Below are 23,933 nucleotides of genomic sequence, written 5' to 3'. Positions count from 1 at the left end.
GTAAAATAATATTCTCTCTGTTGTTGTGGTTTTGCCCGCATCTATATGCGCCGCAATACCTATGTTGCGTACCTTCTCTAGCGGGTGGTTACGTGCCACAGCTGCCTCCTATAGTTTTCGCCTCATGATATCTTGTATATTACACTTTGTTAAGATAGTATACTTTTACGGAAAACCGTCTTTTGAATTATGAATTATAAATTCTGAATTATGAAATTCCTATTCATTCAGTCTTTTTCATCATTCATCATTCATAATTCATAATTTTTTAGTAGCGATAGTGTGCAAATGCTTTATTCGCTTCTGCCATGCGGTGCGTTTCTTCCCGCTTGCGAATGGCATTCCCGGTTTCGTTAGCTGCATCCATCAACTCATTTGCCAGTTTACCTGCCATTGTCCGTCCCGGTCTAGATCTAGAGAACTGAACCAGCCAACGTAAGGCAAGAGTTGTACCCCGTTCGGTACGGACTTCCATTGGAACTTGATAAGTAGCACCACCTACACGACGGGCTTTCACCTCTACCAATGGAGTTGCATTTCTCACTGCTCTTTCAAAAACTTCTAATGGATCGCCTCCAGTCCGTTCTTGAATTGTTTTCATAGCGTCATATACAATACGTGCGGCTAACGATTTCTTGCCGTGACGCATAATACGTCTAATCATCATACTGACAAGACGGCTATTATATACAGAATCAGAAGGAACTGGACGCCTTTGAATTACACCTCTACGAGACATACTTAGTAACCTTTAGTTTCGATCTTTCATCAGGGACTAGGGATTGGGGAACTCGGGGTCCCCTCCTTGTTGAGGGGCAATGGGGACTAGGGAGAGTAACTAGCACCCAGTCCCCAATAGCTAATCCCTAATCGCTACTCCCTTCAATAGTGCCAAGTGCTGAAGAAAACCCGCGTTGCTCAGCACTCAATACTCAGCACTGCTTTATGCTTTCTTAGGACGCTTCGTTCCGTACTTAGAACGACCTTGCTTGCGGTCTTTGACTCCGGCTGTATCTAAGGTTCCACGAATAATGTGGTATCTCACGCCTGGTAAGTCCTTGACCCTACCGCCACGAATCATAACCACTGAATGTTCTTGCAAGTTGTGACCAATGCCTGGAATGTAGGCTGTGACCTCAAATCCAGATGTTAATCTTACCCTTGCGACTTTGCGTAAAGCTGAGTTAGGCTTTTTGGGTGTAGTTGTGTATACTCTAGTACACACACCTCGGCGCTGAGGACATTCCTTCAGAGCTGGGGACTTGGTTTTCTGACGCGCTTTTTCGCGTTCAGTACGTATAAGTTGCTGTATTGTTGGCATGAGTTACAGCGCGAAAAGCTGCTTTTATTCTAAGTAACAACAAATCCTGATTATAGCTTTTCTTTTAGGTTTTGTGTCAAGTTTTTTTGTCATTTGTCATTCGCCCTTTGTCCTTTGCCTAAATCAATAGCAAATGACAAATGACGAACGACAACTTTTGTTTAACTGAAGACTCCCCTAGGAATCCCTATTCCTTCACAATCAAGAAAGAATTACCACAGCCACAACTAGCGCTTACTTGAGGATTTTGGAAGCGAAAGCCTCCGCCCATCAAATCTTCTGAGTAATCTACAGTTAATCCATCAACATATTTTTGGCTTTCAGCATCTATAACCACTTGAAGACCATTAGCGGTAATAACGCGATCGCCAAGTTTCGCTGTCTCATCAAAAGACATATCATAGTACAACCCGGAACAACCACCAGATTTAACTGCTAAGCGAAAAAATATGTATGATGGTTGCTGCTTTGATTTGAGTCGTTCAATTTCATTAGCAGCTGCTGAACTCAGTTGAATCATCGCGCTTTGCCAGTGCAATTAAAACTCATGCTACGATATTATATCAAACTTTCAGAGTCTTAGGCAATGCCCAATGCCCTATTCCCAAATCAAAAGGACAGGCAAGACACTCGCTCCCAAAACCAAGCTTAGCCTGTGGAGTGCAACTTTTAACCTGTCCTTAACTATTGAACTAACCTATTTGGTTTGAAATATAGAAAAACTTTCAGCCATTATGAGATAATAGGCGATGACGCTAATTCAGCGATCGCTACTGTTTATTGGGGTCTTGAGTACGAGCGTAGTCATCTTGGTATCGAACAATATCATCTTCACCTAAATACTCGCCATTTTGGACTTCAATTAATACCAAGGGAATGACACCAGGATTTTCCAAGCGATGAGCTGTACACTGAGGTACGTAGGTAGACTCATTATTTCTCAGAAGCACTTCGCGATCGCCACAAACAACCTTAGCTGTACCAGAAACAACAATCCAGTGTTCGCTGCGATGGTGATGCATTTGTAAACTGAGTCGATGTCCGGGCTTAACTTCAATGCGCTTAATCTTGTATCCACGTCCTTCTTCGAGTACTGTAAAAGAACCCCAAGGACGAAGTTCTGTAGCAGCAACGCCTCTAGCAGTCACAGCAGGGGGTAAGGGCAATGTGTTAGTTTGTGTTGCCTCTTGAATTTGAACCATAAGTTACCTCATTGTTTTTTGACAGAACGAACCGTCAGCACGTATACTATCTTGATGAAAAAAACGCGATCGATGTTTCAGAGCTCTAGTAGTGACTGATTCGTGCCACTTTGCCAACCATAGCAAATCAATTCCAGAAGTGCGATCGATGATTTCCACAAAGTCACATCTCTACACGAATTCTTCATTAAAAAACACAACAGCTTATCATAAGCTTTAAAGTGATGGTCACTGGTCACTGGTCACTGGTCACTGGTCACTGGTCACTGAAAAATACCCCAATTCCGTTGTGAACGCGAGCTGCTGTATTGGGGGAACGATCGAGGAGTTGTCCTCCTAAGTAAAGACTCGTAGAACTACCACCATCTAAATTTAGAGCATTGACACACCCCAAAAGCTGCATTAACTGCGCGTGTTCTGCTAAAGTTGGTCCAGCACCACCTGCACGATTGTGTATGGCAGCGATCGCTAAATTTCCTGTTGATGTCGTACAAATCCCACTGCGAATGGCTTTTTCTGCTATGAAAGCATCGCTAAATTTTTCTCCTTTGGCATCAAGCACAATCTGATGGTTCTTCAACAGCACTGGACCTGCCCCTACTATGTGAGGATAACGGTTAAACTCAGGGGTAATGGTAGAACTATTAATCTGAATTGTGGAATTTACGGGTAATTGTTCGGCGTTGGCTGTAGCTAACCCACGAAAAGTCAGTAGATACCCATCTTGGGGAATCGGAACGGCTGTCTCACCTGCTTTACCTGCTGTTATTTGACTAAGAATTTTATTTTGTTGTACGACTAGGACGATCTCGTCATCGGTTAGGGGAGTGTAGGTTGTTCCCCATGCAGGAGTGTAACGAGCAATCCCACTTTGAACGTAGCCACTATTTAAATAAAGAATAGGTAATTGTACTCTATTTGACCCAACAATCGTTTCTTGCAAGGTGAGGCGATCGATGTAAAACTGTCCGGAATCATTCCAAGCGATCGCACCTCGATTAAGAATTGGTCCAGATACCCATATATTATCTCGGCGAAGTGCGCCTAAAGGCAATCGGTTATTACGGTTAAAGTATCCACCATTAATAGCTGCAACTGCTGTTTGCTGTTGTGCGAATTGAATCAGAGGAGCAGTTCCAACCATCGTGTCGGAATTTGTCCAAATAGGTTTTAACTTTACCCCACTCGTCCGAGGATTAATTTCCAACCACGTGACTGGAAAGCGATTTTGACCTAAGTTAAAGTACTGCTGTCGCCATCTCAATCCTGTCGCCCATACAATATTACGTACTGGCATTGCATCGGGTCGAATTTCTATGCTCAAGCGGTTAGGGTTAGCTAAAGTATTTATCCGAGGAGCAAAACCAAAGGGGACGCTGAGTCTGACTATTGTTTGGTTATTAGCAACTTCTACTCCTTGAATTAAAGAGTCGGGTGTTGGTACTTGAGGGTTTAACGAAGGAGTTTGTTCCCCCTGTCCCACTCCTCTCAAGAGAGTAGGCTCGGCTATCCCTTCCACAGTCACTATCCATTCTCGATTAGGTGGAGAAGTTGGTTTGGGTGTTGTAGGCTCAGAACCAAGTGGTAAAGTTGGTTTGGGAGTTGCAGGCTCAGAACCAAGTGGTGAAATGGGAGACTTTGGTATGGGCGCTCCTTGTGAAATTTGCCAAGGAGTTGGACGAGTTAAATCTATAATGATGGTATCACCTGAAGTTTGCCTACCCTGACGAATATTCACTACCTTGGCACTTGGCGTAGAAATGACCAAAGTGTTACCATTTGCCTGTACCTGCCATCCGGCAGTACTAGCAAAGTTTGTTATATCTAAGTACCGATATCCTGTTGTTATTAAACTGGTTAAAACAATAGGGTTGGTGGATGGTGAAAACCATTGTACTGGTTGTTGAGTGGGATTGTTATTATTTAATAAATCGACTCCTAGTAATTGCTTAATAGCCGCATCGCTCAGATGAGTGTTAAGCTTACCAGTCCGAGACTTTTGTTGCAACCAAGCCCCAGGTAAAATGCGACCGTTGAGAGTCACGCGATCGCCGTAGGAAACCACTCCTGGTAATGTAGGTGCTAGAGGTTGTGGAATCGTTTTTGGAGATAGTACGTTCGATGTTGAAGGTTGCGCTTTCGCACTATCATATATATCTACTAGGCAAAGTAGAGTTGAAAGTACTGACGGTATGACAACCCTAAGAAACCGACGACTACTTTTATTAACTACAAAACAGAAATCCCGTGTTAGGAAAAAACTCAGTATTCTTACCATTGTTATTTATGTATTTATGGAAACATTTTTGCAAACCGCTCCTTGAGACATCAAAAAATTGATGACAAGAGTTTTGCGACCATTGGAATGTGATATTGTATATATGGGCTTTTTGTCTCTGAAAACAAGATTTTTTTAGTAATGCGATTGTTACAAGAGTACTATGCAAAATTAGCACTTTTAACTTTCGCAGATGTATTGGATTGTTGTAAAAAGGATGAAGTATAGAGTATGAAGGATAAAGCGTACCTCACGGATAAAGTCGGGGCATGGGATACAAGCACTTTGTGTTAAATGTTTTTCACAGGAAGTTTAGAGGTTTGTATCCATTTAACAGATGATGTGTTTGCTCTTTATCTTCATATTCTTATTCAGAAGTCAAGCAAGTGGCAATACAAGTAGCGAAGAATAACAGATAAAAAGTCAGAAAACACAAGAGATCTGTAGGATAGGAATTGTCAAATGGGCATATAGTGTAATACGCTGATTTTGTGCTAAGTCCGAATAATATTCCCGTTAAGAGTCGTGAGAGCGCATTTCACAACCGTTTCGGGTACGGCACGCTCATTCAGTAAAAGGTTGGAAAAGAATAAATCGCCGATAAGAGTGAGCGTACTTAAGCAAAAACTTATAAGTTCGGAAGTAGTTTAATTCACTCAGGTTAAACACATAAAAATATCGAAGAAATTTTAACACGGGTTAAACAAAAATAAAAGCCCGAAGTTAAATTTTTTTTTCCTAAAAATCAGATCCTTTGTACTTTTCATTTTGGGATTTAGAAATTTTTCCAACTAGAAGTCGCAAAATTCACAACTCGCGTTGTCAGGGATAACAAAAGGATGAATCAACAACAAAACATGACACATTCTGATATGAATAACGGGTACATCTATTCGGGTCAAAAATGGTTAGTGGAAGAGCGAGATGCTTGTGGTGTGGGTTTTATTGCCCATCGCCAAAATAGAGCTAGCCATGAAGTCGTAGAAAAAGCGCTATTAGCTTTAAGTTGTTTGGAACATAGGGGTGGTTGTAGTGCAGACCAAGATTCGGGTGATGGTGCGGGAATATTGACCGCTCTGCCTTGGGAGTTGTTCCAACAGGATCTAACAGCATGGGGAAAACAAGATTTTGCCACAGGTTATATGGCTGTGGGAATGGTATTTTTACCTCAAGATGAGGATGCAGCCGAAAAAGCTAGAGAGCTTGTGGAACAAGTGGCGATTGAGGAGAAATTAACTGTATTGGGCTGGCGAGTAGTTCCAGTACAACCTCAATTATTGGGGGTACAAGCAAGAGAAAATCAACCCAGGATCGAACAACTTTTTGTAGCATCAGCAGAGAAAACAGGTGATGAATTAGAGCGATCGCTTTACATCACTCGTCGTCGAATTCATAAAGCTGTTCGCCAAAACGATAACAAATGGTCAGATGACTTTTACATCTGTTCGCTGTCCAGCCGAACCATCATATATAAGGGTATGGTACGTTCGGCAGTGTTAGGAGATTTTTATCAAGATTTAAGAAACCCCAACTACACAAGCGCCTTTGTTGTCTATCATCGCCGCTTTAGTACCAATACTATGCCCAAGTGGCCTCTAGCTCAACCCATGCGGCTACTGGGTCACAATGGAGAAATCAACACTCTGTTGGGAAATATAAACTGGATGATGGCAAGAGAATCAGTTTTAAATCATCCAGTTTGGGGCGATCGGATTGAGGAACTTAAGCCATTTGTCAATGTTGATAGTAGCGACTCAGCAAACTTAGACAACGTGTTTGAGTTGCTAGTGCATTCTGGACGCAGCCCATTAGAAGCCATCACGATTATGGTTCCAGAGGCTTACCAAAATCAGCCAGAATTGCGAAACTATCCAGAGATAGTTGACTTTTACGAATACTATAGTGGTTTGCAAGAAGCCTGGGACGGTCCCGCACTGTTAGTATTTAGCGATGGGCGGAAAGTGGGAGCAACACTAGACCGCAATGGCTTAAGACCAGCGCGTTACTGTATTACTAAGGATGACTACATCGTCGTTGCTTCAGAAGCAGGTGTGGTAAGCTTTCCCGAATCTGACATTATCGAGAAAGGTAGACTCGGACCGGGACAAATGATTGCTGTGGATTTAGAAAGCCACGAAATCTTGAAGAACTGGGAAATTAAGCAGCGCATAGCCAAGCAGCATCCTTATGGGGAATGGTTGCGCCAGTATCGTCAGAAATTGGGCAATGGGCATTGGGCATTAGGTAATGGGAATGGAAATGGTTCTCCTAATAAGCCACTTGCGTCAACAGAGAAAACCTCGACAACGCAATGTCTTCCTCACTCATCACTCCCGACTTCCCCTGACAAGCAAACTCTCCTCCAGCAACAGATGGCTTTTGGCTACACTACAGAAGATGTGGAAATGGTGATTCAGCCAATGGCAATAGATGGGAAGGAAGCGACTTTCTGTATGGGGGATGATATTCCTCTTGCAGTATTGTCAGAAAAACCCCACTTGCTGTATGACTATTTCAAACAGCGCTTTGCTCAGGTGACAAATCCAGCGATCGATCCCCTACGGGAAAGTCTGGTGATGTCTCTGAAAGTAGAACTGGGAGAACGAGGAAATTTATTGCAACCAAAGCCAGAATATGCCCGCAGACTGATGCTAGATTCACCAATTTTGCAAGAGGCAGAGTTGGCGGCTATCAAACTGTCGGGATTTGTAACAGCTGAATTATCAACCCTGTTTGAAATTGAGAAAGGTCCTGAAGGGTTGAAAGCGGCTGTCAAGAATTTACAAGCACAAGCTGCTGAATCGGTGCGGGCAGGTGCGAAAATTCTGATATTGAGCGATCGCACTCAAGCGGGTAACGAACTGGGAATTGGATCTGAGTACACTTACATTCCTCCTTTGTTGGCAATAGGTGCAGTTCACCACCACCTGATCCGCGAAGGGTTGCGGATGAAAACATCTCTAGTTGTCAATACCGCTCAGTGCTGGAGTACCCATCACTTCGCCTGCTTAATTGGTTACGGTGCAGCAGCAGTTTGTCCGTACATGGCTTTGGATACGGTACGTAACTGGTGGTTTGACCCCAAAACCCAACAGTTTATGGAACGGGGTAAAATTACTGCCATGAGTTTGGAGCAATCTCTTGCTAATTACTGTAAAGCAGTAGAAGGTGGGTTGTTAAAGATTCTCTCGAAGATGGGAATTTCTTTGCTCACTAGTTACCAAGCCGCACAAATCTTTGAAGCTATTGGGATCGGTCAAGATTTACTGGAACTGGGATTTGATGGAACGGCTTCTCGCGTAGGTGGCTTGAGTGTCAGCGAACTCGCACAAGAAGTTTTGGCTTTCCATTGCAAGGCTTTCCCAGAATTGACAACCAAGAAATTAGAAAACCTGGGATTTGTCAACTACCGTCCTGGTGGCGAGTACCACATGAACAGCCCGGAACTGGCAAAAGCGTTGCACAAAGCGGTAGATGGGAAGAAGTACGACCACTACGAAGTTTACAAGAAGTACTTGCAAGATAGAAAGCTCACGGCTTTGCGTGATTTGCTCGATTTCCAAAGCGATCGCTCTCCCATTTCTATTGATGAAGTAGAACCAGTGACCGAAATTGTCAAGCGTTTCTGTACTGGGGGAATGTCCTTAGGCGCATTGTCAAGAGAAGCACATGAAACACTGGCAATTGCCATGAACCGCATTGGTGGGAAATCCAATTCTGGGGAAGGTGGAGAAGATCCAGTCAGATACAAAATCTTGGATGATGTGGATGATTCGGGAAACTCAGCGATTCTACCCCATTTAAAAGGATTGCGGAACGGAGACAGAGCATCAAGTGCAATCAAGCAAGTGGCTTCGGGACGCTTTGGTGTGACCCCAGAGTATTTGGTCAGCGCTAAACAAATTGAAATTAAAATCGCTCAAGGTGCAAAACCAGGTGAAGGCGGACAACTTCCTGGGAAAAAGGTTAGCCCTTACATTGCCATGTTGCGGCGTTCTAAACCGGGCGTAACTTTGATTTCACCACCACCGCACCACGATATCTATTCTATTGAGGACTTGGCGCAACTGATTTTTGACTTGCACCAAATCAATCCCAAAGCGCAAGTTTCGGTGAAGTTGGTTGCAGAAGTCGGTATTGGTACGATTGCTGCGGGAGTGGCGAAGGCAAATGCTGATATTATTCAGATTTCCGGTCACGATGGCGGTACGGGTGCGTCTCCATTGAGTTCTATTAAGCACGCTGGTTCACCATGGGAATTGGGATTGACGGAAGTGCATCGCGTGTTGATGGAAAATAGCTTGCGCGATCGCGTAGTCTTACGTGTTGATGGTGGGCTGAAGACTGGTTGGGACGTACTGATCGGCGCGTTGATGGGAGCAGAAGAATTTGGCTTTGGTTCCATCGCCATGATTGCTGAGGGCTGTATTATGGCAAGAATTTGCCACACCAACAATTGTCCTGTGGGTGTTGCGTCTCAGAAAGAGGAACTCCGGAAACGCTTCCCCGGTACTCCAGAACACGTTGTGAATTTCTTCTACTTTGTTGCAGATGAAGTTCGGAGTCTGTTAGCGAAACTCGGTTACCGTTCCTTGTTAGATATTGTTGGACGAGCCGATTTGTTGAAAGTGCGTGAGGAAGTAGGTGTCAATAAGACACAATCGCTGAATCTCAATTGCTTGCTTCAGTTACCCGATTCGCGAGAAAACCGTAGTTGGTTGGTACATGAGGAAGTTCACAGCAACGGTGTTGTTTTGGATGACCAATTGTTGCGCGATCCGGATATTCAGGCGGCTATTCAAAACCAGTCTACTGTGAGCAAAACTATGACGATCGTCAACACTGACAGAACAGTCGGTACGCGCTTAGCGGGTGCGATCGCATCTCAGTACGGTGACAGTGGTTTTGAAGGACAAATCGACCTCAACTTCAAAGGAAGTGTTGGGCAGAGTTTTGGTGCTTTCAATCTTCCCGGTATGATTTTGACCCTAGAAGGGGAGGCGAACGACTACGTTGGCAAGGGGATGAATGGTGGTGAGATTATTATTAAACCACCCATAGATACCACCTATAACCCAGCACAAAACGTGATTATTGGCAATACCTGTCTTTACGGTGCGACTGGAGGATTCCTATTTGCAAACGGTTTAGCTGGAGAACGTTTTGCTGTCAGGAATTCTAAAGGAACAGCCGTGATTGAGGGTGCAGGAGATCACTGCTGCGAGTATATGACTGGCGGTGTTGTTGTTGTCCTTGGAAAAGTAGGGCGTAACGTAGCAGCTGGTATGACTGGGGGCTTGGGTTACTTCTTGGATGAAGACGGTATGTTCCCTGAGTTAGTTAACCGAGAAATTGTTAAACTTCAGCGAGTTATGACTCCTGCGGGTGAAAAGCAATTGCAAGAGTTAATTAAAGCGCATGCGGAACGCACTGGTTCGCGAAAAGCGAAGATGATTCTGGAGAATTGGCAAGACTATTTGCCGAAGTTCTGGCAATTAGTTCCACCTTCTGAGGCTGATAGCCCAGAAGCGAATTCCCAAGCCATGACCGAGAAGCAGTTAAGTTCTGTGTAGTTCTGTTTAGGGCTAGCAATGCTCACCCTACTAGATTCCCGACTTCTTTAAGAAGTCGGGAATCTGATAAAATACAGTTTAAGGAACTTGCCAAATCTTAATTGTCTTATCTTTACTACCACTGATTATATTTTTACCATCTCTACTAAAAACGACGGCAAAAACTTCTTGCAAATGACCTTTAAAAGCTTTTACTTCTTGTCCCGTACTCAAGTTCCAGATTCTAACAGTTGTGTCATCACTTCCCGTGGCAATTTTTTCACTATCAGGGCTAAATGCAACAGCGTTCACATCAGCTGAATGACCTATTAAAGGGGGACGTAATTCTCGCCCTGTATTCAAATTCCAAACTCTAATAGTTCTGTCATCGCTAACACTAGCTACAATCTTTTGATTGGGACTTATAGCAACAGCATTTACATCCCCTAAATGTCCAGTCAAAGTTCGTAATAATTTCCCAGTTTTTACATTCCAAATTTTAACTGTTCTATCTGTACTACCACTAGCAAGAGTTTGACCATCTGGGCTAATAGCAACGGATAAAACCTCTCCTTCATGTCCTTTAAGAGTGTGAATTTCTTGACCTATCTTTAAATTCCAAACCTTAATTGTTGTGTCATAGCTACCACTAGCAAGAGTTTGACCGTCAGCACTCAGTGAAACAGAATTAACATAACTAGAATGTCCTGTCAGCGTGCGAATTACCTGACCTGTATTTACATTCCAGATTTTGATTGTGTTGTCTTTGCCACCACTGGCAAGAGTTTGACTGTCGGCACTCAATGTAACAGAGTAAACAAATTCTTTATGTCCTTTTAAAGTACGAATTTCTTTTTTATTTCTTAAGTTCCAGATTTTAATAGTCTTGTCATCACTACCACTGGCTAATAATTCTGTCACATTTTCTTTAGATGACTTGATAGGGTTTAATTTGATAGCAAGAGAATTAACATCTCCTAAATGTCCATATAAGGTTGGTGTAAATCCCTGCATTTTCCAATATATAGTTCCTCCTAAACCCATTAAAAATAGGGCAAAACCTCCTATTAATAGTTCTTTTTTTATTAGAATTTTAGGTTGAATAACAGTACGCGAGTCAATAGATAACTTGTGAGAGTTTTTCGTTGAGATTAAAGTAACTGCAACATCTTTTGTTAAAGTTACTTTTGACTTTGGTTTTCGAGCTAAATATTGTAAGACTTCATCTGCTGATTTATAACGTGTTTCTAGATTTTTTTGTAATAGTTTATTGAGTATGTGCTCCAAGTGCATAGATACAGAAAACTTGAGATACTTTTGCCAGTGATTTACCCAACTATATCCGTCTTCAACATACAATTGTGATGGATGAACTCCTGTTAGTAAATAAAAGCACGTAACGCCCAAACTAAATAGGTCGCTAGCTGGATATGCAGAGCCATATTTCATTTGTTCCATTGGTGCATAACCGTAGGAACCAATAGTGGTTCCTGTTTGTTCTAAAGAAGTTGCTGTTAACTGTTTGGCAACTCCAAAATCAATAAGTACTAAATCTTCTTTTCCTTTTGCAGAGAGACGGCGAATAATGTTTTCTGGTTTAATGTCTCGGTGAATGACTTGATGTTCGTGGATAAATTTGAGAATGGGCAATAATTCACCTAATACTTCCCAAATCTTTTCTTCATGGAAAAGTCCGTGCTGATTCAATTCTTGCCGTAAAGTTTGCCCTTCAATAAACTGCTGTACTAGGTATAGATAGTTTTCCTGCCTAAAGTAGGCATACAGAGTTGGAATTTGTGGATGTTCTCCTAACTGCTGCAAGCGCCGCGCTTCTTCTTGAAACAGTTCGGTTGCTTTTTGTAAAGCGCTAGTTCCTTGAACTTGCGGTGCTAGTTGCTTGACAACACAATGCTCTTTTAGCTTGTCTTCGTCTTCTGCCAGAAAAGTTCTACCAAATCCTCCGCCTCCTAATGGCTGAATAATATGATACCGATTTCGCAGCAGCGACATCAGTTTTGTCCCACAGTTTTGGCAGAATTCCGCACCATCTGGATTTAAAGGCTTCTCACAACTGGGATTAAGGCAGTAGATCATAAATAAGGCATCAAAGAGCCATTGTTCTCTACAATATTATGTTCTTCCGTTCCCTCCTTTTACCAATCACTAATTTATGTTGCAAGTAGCTATTGAACTTGGCGAGTCATTTAAAAGTAGTTTATAATACATATTTAAGATAAAAAATACTTATGACTATTTACTTTTACAACACTCGCGAAAAATACGGTTGTTTTTCTAACTTTTCATATCATGGGTTTGAATTAGAGTGTTTCTATTGGTATACAAGCGAACACTATTTTCAAGCACAAAAGTTTATAGGTACGCCTCATGTAGAACAGATACGCCTCGTAAAAACACCTAAAGAAGCTGCTAGGATGGGACGGGAAAGGAAGCGTCCTTTGCGTTCGGATTGGGAACAAGTTAAAGATGGCATCATGAAAAAAGCCGTGCTGTGTAAGTTTCAAACTCATGCTGATATTAGAGAAATTTTACTTTCCACAGGCGATGTAGAACTTGTTGAGAATTCGCCTATCGATTACTACTGGGGTTACGGTGCGGATGGTAGCGGGAAAAATATGTTAGGCAAAATCTTAATGGAAGTTCGAGAAATATTACGTAACAGTGACCACCTGACCAATGACCAATGACCACCTGACCAATGACCAATGACCAGTGATTTTCACGTGATGAAAGATAGAACTTGATTTTGGGAACACTAAATATATTCTCACTATTAACAGAGAGCGGTCGATGTGGAAAGGCGGTTGGAATCTTAGCTCAAAAAACACAGTTCCCTTGCAACCACCTACAGTGTACTTAAAAGCAAGGAAATCTGAGGCAATGACTCAGGATGTCGATCAAAATTCACAAGGGGATGTACTGGTTCCACAGGCGCAAGACGACCACTCTTCGGAAGCTTACAGACTTTTGCGTCAAGGAATTCAACAGCAACAAGTAGGGGATTTGCCTGCAGCTATGAAGTCCTTACAAGAATCTTTAGCACTTTTTCAGGCAGTTGGAGATAATGAAAGACAAGCACAGGTGTTTTCTTGTTTGGGATTAATCGCTTATACCTTGGGCGACTACAAAAGCGCGATTTCTTACTCTCAACAATGTTTGAATTTGGGAACAGATGTCACGGATTTGCGGGTACATATGCAGGCGTACTCCCATTTGGGTAATGCTTACCGTCATTTGGGGGATAATCACAAAGCAATGGAATGTCTCCAAGAGTGTTTAAAAATAGCCCAAAAATTACAGGACAAGCGCAGTGAGGTAGCAGGGCTGAATAATTTGGGATTGGTTTATAAAGCATTAGGTAACCTTCCACAAGCAATTGAACTCAAACAGCAAAGTCTAGAAATTGTACGAGAACTACAGGATCGCTGGGGAGAAGAACAAGTTTTGAAAAATCTCGGCAATGCTTGGTATGGTTTGGGGGATTATGGCAAAGCGATCGCTTACTACGAACAGTGTGTCAGAATTGCGTATTCCCTCAACAATCGTCGCAGTGCAGCGCAAGTGCTAAAAAATTTGGGGAACGCTTGTTATGCAACTGGGGACTATGCTAGAGCGATTGTCTATTATGAAGAACGTTTGCAACTGGTAAGAGACATCAAAGACAAACGTAGTGAAGAACAGTCTTTGGGGAGTTTAGGAGTTGCTTGTGAAGCTTTGGGTGATTATGCTAAAGCTATTACGTACTACGAACAACGCTTGCAAATAGCAAGATCTCTTAGCGATCGCCGTAGTGAAGAACAAACTCTTAACAGTCTAAAAATGGCTTGTTATGCTTTGGGTGACTATGCCAAAGCGATAAAAATTATGAATGATGAATTATGAATGATGAATTAGATTTTTTTCATAATTCATCATTCATAATTCATCATTTTTAGGGCTTCTCGTGTTTCTACTTGTGGAAATTCTGAGTAAAAATGGCTAACACTCAAGAAATTTTTTGGTGTTGCCAAAACGATTAGGCGATCGCCCCACTGATGTAGCCAAGGTAGCAATTTTAGAGGTGCGACTGGAGAACAAAGCCAAATTTCTGCAGGATTGAGTTTTCTCAAAGACGTTGCGGCTACTGCCATTGTCATACCTGTAGCAATACCGTCATCAATCAAAATGAGGGTAGCACCTTTAGGATCGACTGGGGGACAAGCAGATTGCAATTGAACTTGAAGAAAGTGAGCTTGTTCGGTAGCAGATTTTAATGCGACTTCTTTCAATTGCAAAGTTTTCATTTTGCGATAGAACCCTTGTTCCTCCCAAAGAACAACGCCTGAAGCAGTGACAGCACCAACAGCCAACTCAGGATTTTCTGGATGGCTAATTTTTTTTGCCACTTCTACTGTTAGCGGACAACCAAGAAGACGTGCAACTGGAAAAGCAACGGGTATTCCTCCGCGTGGTAAGGCATAAACTATTGTTCTTGGCTTCACCCCAGAGTCTATAGTTTGCTGGGTTACAATATCATAAATTGCCTGTGCTAGTTTTTCACCAGCTTGAGTGCGATCGGCAAAAAGTGGATTTTGTGGCATAGTTCTTGCCCAGCAGATGAAAACGCCATTGCTTTATATAATGACTGATTTTTGCTCGAGTGTATGGATGCGATAGTATGTTAGTAAGTAACAAATTACCTAATCAAAATGCGAGTCGCAAAGTTTGTTTATCCATAGCAGCTTGCACCCGAACAAATAAGATATTTCTATTTCATGAGTAGCGAAAAACAACTTAGCCTCTTTGGAGAATCAGACTTTGAGCAGTCTAACTTTGACCAAAAAGAGTTGATTCCCACAAATGTTAAAATTCCCATTCCACGTGGAATTTATGCCAATGTAACTGAAATAGCACAACATTGCAACCAGTGCCACCGTTGCGATTTAGGGGACAGTCGTACCCATGCAGTTGTGGGACGAGGTAACTTGAAAGCACCCATTATGGTTGTGGGAGAAGCACCAGGGCAAAACGAAGACGAAACAGGATTACCATTTGTTGGCAAAGCAGGACAGTTACTAGAAAAAATTCTTGCCTCAGTCAAGCTAGATACTGAGAAAGATGTATATATCTGTAACGTAAATAAATGCCGCCCGCCAAATAATCGCGTTCCAACTACAGAAGAGATGGAAGCTTGTAAACCCTATCTTATGGAGCAAATTCGCCTTGTCGATCCAAAAATCATTCTTTTGACAGGTGCAACTGCTGTCAAAGGTGTAATAGGTGATAAGCGAGGTATTACCCAAATTCGTGGCAAATGGATGGAATGGGATGGGCGTTTGTGTATGCCAATTTTTCACCCCTCCTACTTGTTGCGTAACCAAAGCCGTGAAGTCGGTAGCCCAAAGTGGTTAATGTGGCAAGATATACAAGCAGTCCGTGCCAAGTTTGATGAAATTCGGAACAGATAACGAATTATCTCTAACATTTAATCTTCAGAGGTGAGGTGCGTGAATGCCCTCTACCTCTAAGAAATATAAATGTGGTACACATCACTGACTAATCGGTTAGAAGTCGGCTAATCTAGAGTAGTAAGAGATTGTTTTAATTGGCGATCGATAACTTTAAAACATGAAGCTCCCAAACTATGAAAGAGTAATTTATGAGTACAACCCTCTTATTGAGGTTATTGCTCAACTTAGATTTCCGACTATTCTAAGAATTACTAGTCAACAGCCTGTAGATTTCCAAGATAGGATTAGGTTTGATTATCCAATCTTTGAAACTTCTAGAAGCTTACCAATACCAAATGAACTTTCTAATCTTCTTACTCAATTTAGTCCAAACATTACAAGTGACTTGACGTATCATTTCAAATCAGAAGATTTAAGCTGGCAATTATCTATAGACAAAGATTCCATAACTCTTGTTACAACAAAATATGAAAGGTATGAAAAATTTATTGAAAAATTCAAATTAGCTGTAGAAATTTTTGAAAAAATATATAATCCATCATTTTATTCAAGAGTAGGGTTCAGATACCGCGATTTAATTATTCGTTCAAAACTCAATATTCAAAAAGAATGGGCTGAGTTAATACCCAAACATATTGCTTCAGAGCTACATACTCCAGAAATAGCCGCCTCAATTCAAAATTTTATCAAAAATTTACAGTTAAAAACTGAATTTGGTCAAGTCAATTTTAATCACGGGCTTGTTATGGTTAGAGATACGGAACAGGGTGTAGATGAAACAGCTTATTTACTAGATACTGACTTTTTCACAGAAGGTAAGATAGAAAGAGGCGAGTATCTTTGGAACATACTTAATCAATCTAATCTAACAGCTAGGAATCTCTTTCGCTGGAGTATTACTGATGAGTTACATAGAGCAATGAGACCACAATCCATATAAACCTATCATGCAAATAGTAACTAATAGTATTAAGAGTAAGAATATTATTGGGCAAAGGTACGAAGTTATATCAATCCCTAGTCAGACTTCTCCAAAGTTAAGCTTAGTACCTGATACCCCTACTCTGAAAATTCAGGTTTCCATTGAATCATCTTTTAGTGATGATTGGTCTAGTCAATTCAATCAAAAATCTATTCTTTTAATTAAGTGTTTAACAATACTTCAGACTCTTTTTGCAATCTCTCCCGAAGGATTACAAGAAGCATCTGAAGCACTTGAGGCTATGTTGGAATACTATCAGGAAAATCAGAATTATCTGAAACAAACCAATTTGCCCAAAGAATTAGGAGTAGTTACGGGTAGCGTACTTCCAAGTGTTGTTAGACCGCCTTTAGTAATAGATATTGAATAATTTTAACTATGCCTAAAAGTATAATTTATAGAGCCTCTAATAAAAAAGAGGCTTTTAGGCAAGGGGAAATTTTGACTGGAGTTATACAGTTTAAACCAATTCCAAATGAGTCATCCCCAAACCTGGAAAACACTAAGTTTAAACCTATAGTTCATCCTTACGGAATTATTGTGACTCAAGATTGTGATTTAGATTGGGATTATACTGCTAGGCAAAACCAAGATAAAACATATAAGTTATTGAATTCTATACTTTTTTGTGAAATATACACCGCTACAGAAATTCGGTTTAACAAAACTCTTCAAATAAATTCATCAGAATGGAATTTAGTTAAATCTAATCGTCATCAACAGTATCATTTTTTTGAAAAAGTACCTTCAGAATTTGAAGCGATTCAGGAAGGTTTGCCAGAATTAACAGCTGATTTCAAAAAAGTTTTTGCAATAGATGCTGAGTTTTTATATCACCAGGTAAATACTAAGATAGCTAAACGGCGTACAGTACTTGAAAGCCCTTATCTAGAACATTTCTCTCATCGTTACCACGACTTTCACGGGCGTATAGGGCTTCCGGCACAACATGAAAGTGAGAAAGGATGATAGAAAATTTAGATAATGACTGTGATACTAGCAGCTATCTCTCAGCTGTGAAGGTTATGGCAGAGAAAGCTTTAATGGAGGTAGAGGTAGTCATTAAGGTTTGGCTTTTGGGTTGTTAGAATTCCCACGCACACTGTCTGCTCTACAATCTCGCAACCAGTTACCAATGCCTTGAGCAATAACACCATTACTGCTATCCCTAGGTGGTGTGGGTGGCTGATTTTTTGAATAAGAACCAATTTGAGAAAACATCATGACAAACAACCAACTGTTTTCTGCTTTTGTTAAAAACAGCCAGTGAAATTCTTGCAATTGAATGGCTTTTCCATTTACATACTGTCGCTCTAAAGTTGTAAAAAAGACTTGCTCTACTCCCTCTGATTTGGTTTTTAAGGAATCTCTCGTATACTCGCCCGGATTAAGAGGTAGCGGTTCAAACTCAGGTCTTCCTGCAACGACTATATAACTGAAAACTTCTTTTTCTCTACTAAGACGGCGAGAACGTTGAGAAGCTCGATTGACGTAACTAGGTAAATCGCGCAACATTTGTGTTGTTAATGATTCTAAACTTTGTTTCGAGCAAGAATCCTTTTTTGCTACCATGTGCTTTTTTCTCGTTCCCAGGCTCCGTCCCACATTCCTCGTTCCCAGGCTCCGTCCCACATTCCTCGTTCCCAGGCTCAGCCTGGGAATGCCTATCATGAGGCTCTGCCTCATCATACTCCCCAATACTATTTCTTCATCTGTCACTCGATCTTTGGAGGCTGAGCCTCTGGGAATGCGTTCCCAGGCTGAGCCTGGGAACGAGAGGAACACTAGCCAGAAGCTACAGCAAAGAAGGTAAAAGCCATAATTTCTCAATTTGACTTCTGACTTCATGAGACGGATGCTAACTCCTCGCAAATTTTTTTCCAAGCTAATTCTGGATTGTCAGATGCAGTGATGGGACGCCCAATGACGAGATAATCTGCTCCTGCTTTAAGTGCTTGTGCTGGAGTCAGCGATCGCGCCTGATCTTTTGCTTCTGCCCAAGTTGGGCGTACCCCCGGACAAACGAGCAAAAAATCTTTTCCACAAGTTTGTCGCAGTTGTGCAACTTCTTGAGGCGAACATACAGTTCCATCCAAGCCCGTTTCTTGAGCCATTAGTAACATCTCAAGAACATACTCTGGTAATTCTAAAGGAATTTTTAAATCAAATGCTAATTCTCTGGAAGAAATACTTGTCAGTAGTGTAATAGCAATTAACTTTGGCGGTTTTACACCTGCTGATGATGCTCCCACTTGTACTGCTTCAATTGCAGCTTTCAAGGCTTCTTTACCAGATGTAGCATGAATTGTCAATAAATCCACACCATAACGAGATGCTACACGACATGCACCTGCAACAGTGTTGGGAATGTCATGAAATTTTAAATCCAAGAAAATACGCTTTTGCCGAGATTTGAGTAGTTCCAGAATTTTTGGTCCGGTGCTTGTAAACAACTCTAGACCTACTTTCCAAAAACTGACTTGTTCGAGTCTTTCAACAAAATCTATTGCTGAGCGTTCATCTGGTACATCTAAAGCAACAATTACTCGATCTTCGGCATTCATGTCAAAAGGTAGTGGTTAATGGAAAAACTACTATAGTAATTGACTTGTGGTACGGGCGTCTCGCCCGTTTGAAGCGGGCATCTTGCCCGCTCTAGAAGAACTATATTGGATGCAAGTGAGCGATCGCTATATTACGGTATCAGTCGCACAAACTTATTTTTCCCGAGTTGCAAAACACGCCCGTGTAATTCAGCAGGGTCGGCGATACTAGCATCCGCATCTGTTATGCGATCGCCATCCAAGCGCACTCCACCTTCAGATATTTTCCGCTTGCCTTCCCCTGTACTTTTGCACAAGCCGGTAGCATTCAAGAGAAAAGCGAGTTTTGCTGGAAACTGCACTGCTGCTAGGGAAAATTCTGGCATATCCCCAGCTTCAATATCCTTGACAGCTTGCTCGCCATGATATTGTTTCACGACTTCTTGCGCCAATAATTTTTGGCGATCGCGGGGACTTTCTGGCAGCTTGTCTATTGATAAATTTGTCAGCAGTGTAAAATATTCTTCTAACAGATGGTCGGGAACCTGTTGTAGTTTTTGATACTTTTGTGTTGGATGTTCTAATAAACCCACATAATTTCCCAGAGACTTTGACATTTTCTGTACGCCATCTGTACCAATTAAAATAGGTAACAGTACCCCATATTGAGGTTTTTGACCAAAATGACGTTGTAAATCTCGTCCAACAGCAATATTAAACTTTTGGTCAGTCCCTCCCAGTTCTACATCTGCCTCAAGAGCAACCGAATCATAGCCCTGCATTAGCGGGTAGAGGAACTCATGAAGAAAAATTGGATTCTCTTTTTTATAACGTTCAGCAAACCCTTCTTTTGCCAGCATCTGCCCCACAGTCATAGTGGAGAGTAACTCAAGAATCTTACCTAAATCCAACTTAGAAAGCCATTCCGAGTTGTAACGTATTTCCAGTCTGCCTGGAGTGTCAAAATCCAAGATAGGTCGTACTTGATCCAGGTAAGTCTGGGCATTGTTCTTGACATCTTCTTCTGTCAGCTGGCGGCGCATTTCGGACTTCCCCGTAGGATCGCCAATGCGAGCTGTAAAATCGCCTATAAGAAGGACAGCAGTATGACCCGCATCTTGAAACGCTCGCAGTTTTCGCATTGGTATGCTATGACCGAGATGAATCTCGGCACCGGTAGGGTCAATGCCATATTTGACCCTTAAAGGTCGCTCGGTTGTTGCCAATCGTTTTTCTAAACTTTCGATTTCAGTGGCAGAATCAGTAGGTTGAGGAAAAATTTCCGCAACACCACGATGTAGCCAAGAGAAATCTTGCATCATACTAGGGGATTGACTGTTAACTACGCTTTGCACTATCAAGGTAAGGTTGGTTGTGGTCACTAGCAATTTATTTCTATCTTATTTTCGCGTGCCAAACTAACAAACTAATATAATTGCAAAAAATTAACTGCTTTGCTTAATCAAAGAAATTACACTTACATATAAAGTGAGGAAGTGAAATCCCGTGTCGTCCAGAACTTTTGATAATAAACGCTCTCAACAACAGAGTTCTTCAGGCTTTGAGTTCCTTAAAGGAGTCGGTCAGGTAGCTGGCGGTACTCTACTATCGGTCGCGATGCTCACCAGCTCCATAGTAGCTGGAGGACTGGTTGGTTTAGCCGTAAGTTTCCGTAACCTACCCGATGTCAGACAATTACGCAACTTTTTTCCTTCGGAAACCACTTATATTTATGATATTAAAGGTAAACTTTTAACTAGCATCCACGGGGAAGCCAACCGCGAAGTTGTGCCTTTAGATAGAATTTCTCCAGAACTCAAGAGAGCCGTTTTAGCGAGTGAAGATAGCGACTTTTACTACCACCACGGTATCAACCCCAAAGGTGTTGGGCGTGCATTAGTAACCAACTGGAGTGCAGGTGGGGTACGCGAAGGTGGTTCGACTATTACCATGCAATTGGTAAAAAATCTGTTTCTGTCTCGCAAGCGTGCCTTTACCCGGAAAATAGCGGAAAGCGTTCTGGCAATTCGCTTGGAACAAATTCTTCCTAAAGACCAAATTTTAGAGATGTACCTCAATCAAGTCTACTGGGGACATAACAACTATGGGATACAAACAGCATCTCGCAGTTATTTCAACAAGTCAGCCGAAAGTTTGAACTTGGCGGAGTCAGCCATGATAGCGGGTTTGATTCAAGCGCCAGAAGAGTACAGCCCTTTTATTAACATGAACAAAGCTAAATACCAGCAGAAAGAAGTTCTAGGGCGGATGCTAACCTTAGGCTGGATTACCCAGAAAGAGTATGATAATGCCTTAAAACAATCAATCAAACTGGGCAAAATCAGATCGTTCCAAGGTAGTGCCTTACCATATGTAACCAATGCCGTGGCACAGGAAATAGCTAGGAAATTTGGTCGTGAAGCTCTGCTCAAAGGCGGTATGCGGATTCAAACTACCATAGATAGCAATTTTCAACGAATGGCAGAAACAACTGTAAGACGCTGGCATGAAAGACTGTTGGGACAAGGGTTATATAGAAACCAAATTGCTCTCGCTGCAGTTGACCCCCGCACTCATTTTGTTAAAGCCCTTGTAGGTGGTGTCGATCCCAAGACAAGCGAATTTAACCGAGCGACTCAAGCACTGAGGCAACCAGGTTCCTCGTTTAAGCCGTTTGTATACTATACCGCTTTTGCAACTGGTAAGTACGGCCCAGACTCAACTGTGGTTGATGCTCCAGTTAGTTATCGAGATGGTAGCGGTTGGTATCATCCCCGGAACTACGATGGGGGCTATGCTGGAGCAATGTCAATCCGTAGCGCCCTCTCTATGTCTCGCAATATTCCTGTTATTAAAGTCGGTAAATCAATAGGGATGAACAGAGTTGTTGAGACTTGCCGTACTTTAGGTATTATGAGTCCGATGGAACCTGTAACTTCTTTACCTTTGGGTGCTATTGGTGTAACGCCATTGGAAATGGCAAGTGCTTATGCCACTTTTGCCAATTATGGTTGGCAATCTCCTGCAACAGTTATTGTTCGTGTTACAGACAGTAGTGGTAATGTGTTGCTCGACAATACTCCCAAACCACAACTTGTTCTCGACCCTTGGGCATCTGCAGCAGTTGTTGACGTGATGCGATCTGTCATCACTAGCGGTACTGGTAAAAACGCTGCGATAGACCGTCCTGCTGCAGGTAAGACAGGAACAACATCCTCTGAAAAAGATATTTGGTTTGTTGGTACTGTACCCCAATTAACGACTGCAGTTTGGGTAGGTAGAGACGATAACAGAACTCTAGCTCATGGCGCTACAGGTGGTGTTATGGTTGCTCCTATCTGGCGTGACTTTATGACAAAAGCACTTAAGGGCGTACCTGTCGAGAACTTTAAGTCACCTTCTCAGTTCCGTCGCCCGAAAGTTAATTAGAGCGATTGGCGATTGGGGATTGGCGATTGGCGATTGGCGATTGGAGTATTATTTATTACCTGTGCTCCCTATCTCCAGTACCCAATCCCTACTAAGATTGCTTCTCCAGTTCGGCTTTCATGCGTTGTAGCGTGAGGTGCATTTGCTCGAACATTTGTTGAGGCGTAATACCAAACTGACCTAATTGTGTTTTAAGTTGCTCTACAGTCATTTGTGCCATAAAATCCTCTGAAAGCTCGAAACGCTTCATAAAAACGCGATAGCGCTCCATCATAGCTTCCATCTGTTCGATAAACAGTTTCTTGCCTTCACGGTCGAATTTGCCATAACCGCTACCTAATTCGATCAGTGCTTGATAATCCTCAAACAACTGCTTTGCTTCTTGCTGAACTATTTCCGAATCAAAGAATCCCATCTTAACCCACACTCCACTGAGTAATGTCGCTCAGTAGCTTTTGTACTTGCGATCTTAGTTTTATTCTAATGCTAGAGAAATCATCTGGAAAACAGCTTTCGGTTTTAGTTCGGTTTTCTACCGCAATTTCAACACTTGACTAAATAAACTATAAAGTTTTAGAAAGTTGGTCGAATGTAATTCACGACTAGGAAAACAAAGTCCACCTACTCTAACTGAAACTTTATTCTTAAAGCATATTTTAAAGCAAGTGGTTGTTTTGAATTTAGTTTTAATGCTTGATGTAAATAAACTTTTGCTAGAGAAGCGATCGCTATTTTCATATTATGTCTAACATAATCTTTAAAGTGAGCGCCAGAAGTTTTAAAATTTAGCATATTCAAGTCATTCCAGTGTTAGGGGAGCATCTCAATTTGTCATATTGCCCTCAGAATAGAATTCTGGCACTATACAAACGCTCGTCCGCCGACACGGACTTAATTGAAGCCTGCATAGCGCCTCCATTGTTTGTATAGCTGCGATCGCGAACATCGCGGGCGTGTTTTTGCCAAACTAGAATGCTCCCAATGTTATTAAAATTATAAAGATAGATTAAAATGTAATAAATCAGGTAGTATTTACAAACTTTTTTCGCGTCAAAACAAACAATTATACAAAAAATATAAGTCATACCAATTTAATATGAAGCTGCATATAATAGAGGAGTTGCAAACTTCATAAATTTAAGTCTTTATGAGCCGCCC

Annotated in this window: 21 protein-coding genes; 8 read left to right on the top strand and 13 right to left on the bottom strand. The window is 41.8% G+C overall.

Annotation, left to right across the window (positions count from 1 at the left end):
- From ACKTT2_RS05955 to ACKTT2_RS05925, 7 genes are all read right to left on the bottom strand, one after another.
- Positions 1–99, bottom strand: a 99-nt coding sequence (locus ACKTT2_RS05955; RefSeq protein WP_407884979.1) for a GTP-binding protein, incomplete at its 3' end; no start/stop codon positions are given.
- Positions 100–268: 169 nt separating this feature from the next.
- The gene (gene rpsG, locus ACKTT2_RS05950) at positions 269–739 is read right to left on the bottom strand and encodes a 30S ribosomal protein S7 (RefSeq protein ID WP_407884976.1); all 471 of its coding nucleotides are present in this window, start codon (positions 737–739) and stop codon (positions 269–271) included.
- 204 nt (positions 740–943) lie between these two features.
- Positions 944–1,321, bottom strand: coding sequence for a 30S ribosomal protein S12 (rpsL, locus tag ACKTT2_RS05945; protein WP_017746068.1), 378 nt, complete (start codon positions 1,319–1,321; stop codon positions 944–946).
- Positions 1,322–1,508: 187 nt separating this feature from the next.
- The gene (locus ACKTT2_RS05940) at positions 1,509–1,841 is read right to left on the bottom strand and encodes a HesB/IscA family protein (RefSeq protein ID WP_407884974.1); all 333 of its coding nucleotides are present in this window, start codon (positions 1,839–1,841) and stop codon (positions 1,509–1,511) included.
- 250 nt (positions 1,842–2,091) lie between these two features.
- Positions 2,092–2,523, bottom strand: coding sequence for a phosphomannose isomerase type II C-terminal cupin domain (locus tag ACKTT2_RS05935; RefSeq protein ID WP_407884972.1), 432 nt, complete (start codon positions 2,521–2,523; stop codon positions 2,092–2,094).
- 77 nt (positions 2,524–2,600) lie between these two features.
- On the bottom strand, positions 2,601–2,762 hold the full coding sequence (locus tag ACKTT2_RS05930; RefSeq protein ID WP_407884970.1) for a hypothetical protein: 162 nt from the start codon (positions 2,760–2,762) through the stop codon (positions 2,601–2,603).
- Between the two features lie 17 nt (positions 2,763–2,779).
- Positions 2,780–4,801: a phosphodiester glycosidase family protein gene (locus tag ACKTT2_RS05925; protein ID WP_407884968.1), complete on the bottom strand. Its 2,022-nt coding sequence runs from the start codon at positions 4,799–4,801 to the stop codon at positions 2,780–2,782.
- Between the two features lie 839 nt (positions 4,802–5,640).
- On the opposite strand from ACKTT2_RS05925, the gene gltB reads away from it, so the two are divergent.
- A complete protein-coding gene (gltB, locus tag ACKTT2_RS05920) occupies positions 5,641–10,374 on the top strand; it encodes a glutamate synthase large subunit (RefSeq protein WP_407884966.1) in 4,734 nt (1,577 codons plus the stop codon).
- A gap of 78 nt (positions 10,375–10,452) precedes the next feature.
- On the opposite strand, the gene ACKTT2_RS05915 is transcribed toward gltB, so the two are convergent.
- The gene (locus ACKTT2_RS05915; protein WP_407884964.1) at positions 10,453–12,447 is read right to left on the bottom strand and encodes a protein kinase domain-containing protein; all 1,995 of its coding nucleotides are present in this window, start codon (positions 12,445–12,447) and stop codon (positions 10,453–10,455) included.
- A 152-nt stretch (positions 12,448–12,599) separates the two neighbouring features.
- Between ACKTT2_RS05915 and ybiA the strand changes: the two genes are divergently transcribed.
- The gene (gene ybiA / locus ACKTT2_RS05910; protein ID WP_407884962.1) at positions 12,600–13,058 is read left to right on the top strand and encodes a riboflavin biosynthesis intermediates N-glycosidase; all 459 of its coding nucleotides are present in this window, start codon (positions 12,600–12,602) and stop codon (positions 13,056–13,058) included.
- A gap of 103 nt (positions 13,059–13,161) precedes the next feature.
- Complete coding sequence (locus ACKTT2_RS05905) at positions 13,162–14,253, top strand: tetratricopeptide repeat protein (protein WP_407884960.1); 1,092 nt, start codon at positions 13,162–13,164, stop codon at positions 14,251–14,253.
- Between the two features lie 29 nt (positions 14,254–14,282).
- Here ACKTT2_RS05905 and ACKTT2_RS05900 read toward each other — a convergent pair whose 3' ends face one another.
- Positions 14,283–14,951: a phosphoribosyltransferase gene (locus ACKTT2_RS05900; protein ID WP_407884958.1), complete on the bottom strand. Its 669-nt coding sequence runs from the start codon at positions 14,949–14,951 to the stop codon at positions 14,283–14,285.
- A 174-nt stretch (positions 14,952–15,125) separates the two neighbouring features.
- Between ACKTT2_RS05900 and ACKTT2_RS05895 the strand changes: the two genes are divergently transcribed.
- The 4 genes from ACKTT2_RS05895 (at position 15,126) to ACKTT2_RS05880 (ending at position 17,772) form a co-directional block, all read left to right on the top strand.
- Positions 15,126–15,818, top strand: coding sequence for a uracil-DNA glycosylase (locus ACKTT2_RS05895; protein ID WP_407884956.1), 693 nt, complete (start codon positions 15,126–15,128; stop codon positions 15,816–15,818).
- 160 nt (positions 15,819–15,978) lie between these two features.
- A complete protein-coding gene (locus ACKTT2_RS05890; RefSeq protein ID WP_407884954.1) occupies positions 15,979–16,761 on the top strand; it encodes a TIGR04255 family protein in 783 nt (260 codons plus the stop codon).
- A 7-nt stretch (positions 16,762–16,768) separates the two neighbouring features.
- Complete coding sequence (locus tag ACKTT2_RS05885; protein WP_407884951.1) at positions 16,769–17,173, top strand: hypothetical protein; 405 nt, start codon at positions 16,769–16,771, stop codon at positions 17,171–17,173.
- 8 nt (positions 17,174–17,181) lie between these two features.
- Positions 17,182–17,772: a hypothetical protein gene (locus tag ACKTT2_RS05880; protein WP_407884949.1), complete on the top strand. Its 591-nt coding sequence runs from the start codon at positions 17,182–17,184 to the stop codon at positions 17,770–17,772.
- Between the two features lie 93 nt (positions 17,773–17,865).
- On the opposite strand, the gene ACKTT2_RS05875 is transcribed toward ACKTT2_RS05880, so the two are convergent.
- From ACKTT2_RS05875 to tyrS, 3 genes are all read right to left on the bottom strand, one after another.
- A complete protein-coding gene (locus tag ACKTT2_RS05875) occupies positions 17,866–18,375 on the bottom strand; it encodes a hypothetical protein (protein ID WP_407884947.1) in 510 nt (169 codons plus the stop codon).
- Positions 18,376–18,647: 272 nt separating this feature from the next.
- Entirely contained in the window at positions 18,648–19,367 is a 720-nt protein-coding gene (gene pyrF / locus ACKTT2_RS05870; RefSeq protein WP_407884945.1) for an orotidine-5'-phosphate decarboxylase, read from the bottom strand.
- Positions 19,368–19,498: 131 nt separating this feature from the next.
- Complete coding sequence (tyrS, locus tag ACKTT2_RS05865) at positions 19,499–20,668, bottom strand: tyrosine--tRNA ligase (RefSeq protein WP_407884977.1); 1,170 nt, start codon at positions 20,666–20,668, stop codon at positions 19,499–19,501.
- 184 nt (positions 20,669–20,852) lie between these two features.
- Between tyrS and ACKTT2_RS05860 the strand changes: the two genes are divergently transcribed.
- Positions 20,853–22,775, top strand: a complete 1,923-nt coding sequence (locus ACKTT2_RS05860) for a transglycosylase domain-containing protein (protein ID WP_407884943.1) — start codon at positions 20,853–20,855, stop codon at positions 22,773–22,775.
- 91 nt (positions 22,776–22,866) lie between these two features.
- Here ACKTT2_RS05860 and ACKTT2_RS05855 read toward each other — a convergent pair whose 3' ends face one another.
- Complete coding sequence (locus ACKTT2_RS05855; RefSeq protein WP_407884941.1) at positions 22,867–23,190, bottom strand: DUF1825 family protein; 324 nt, start codon at positions 23,188–23,190, stop codon at positions 22,867–22,869.
- Positions 23,191–23,933: the final 743 nt, after the last annotated feature.

This window comes from Scytonema hankhaensis NUACC26 (assembly GCF_045865695.1).
Taxonomy (GTDB): domain Bacteria; phylum Cyanobacteriota; class Cyanobacteriia; order Cyanobacteriales; family Nostocaceae; genus Scytonema.
Note: the sequence above shows the minus strand (reverse complement) of the source record. Positions and strands in the feature narration are given on the sequence as shown.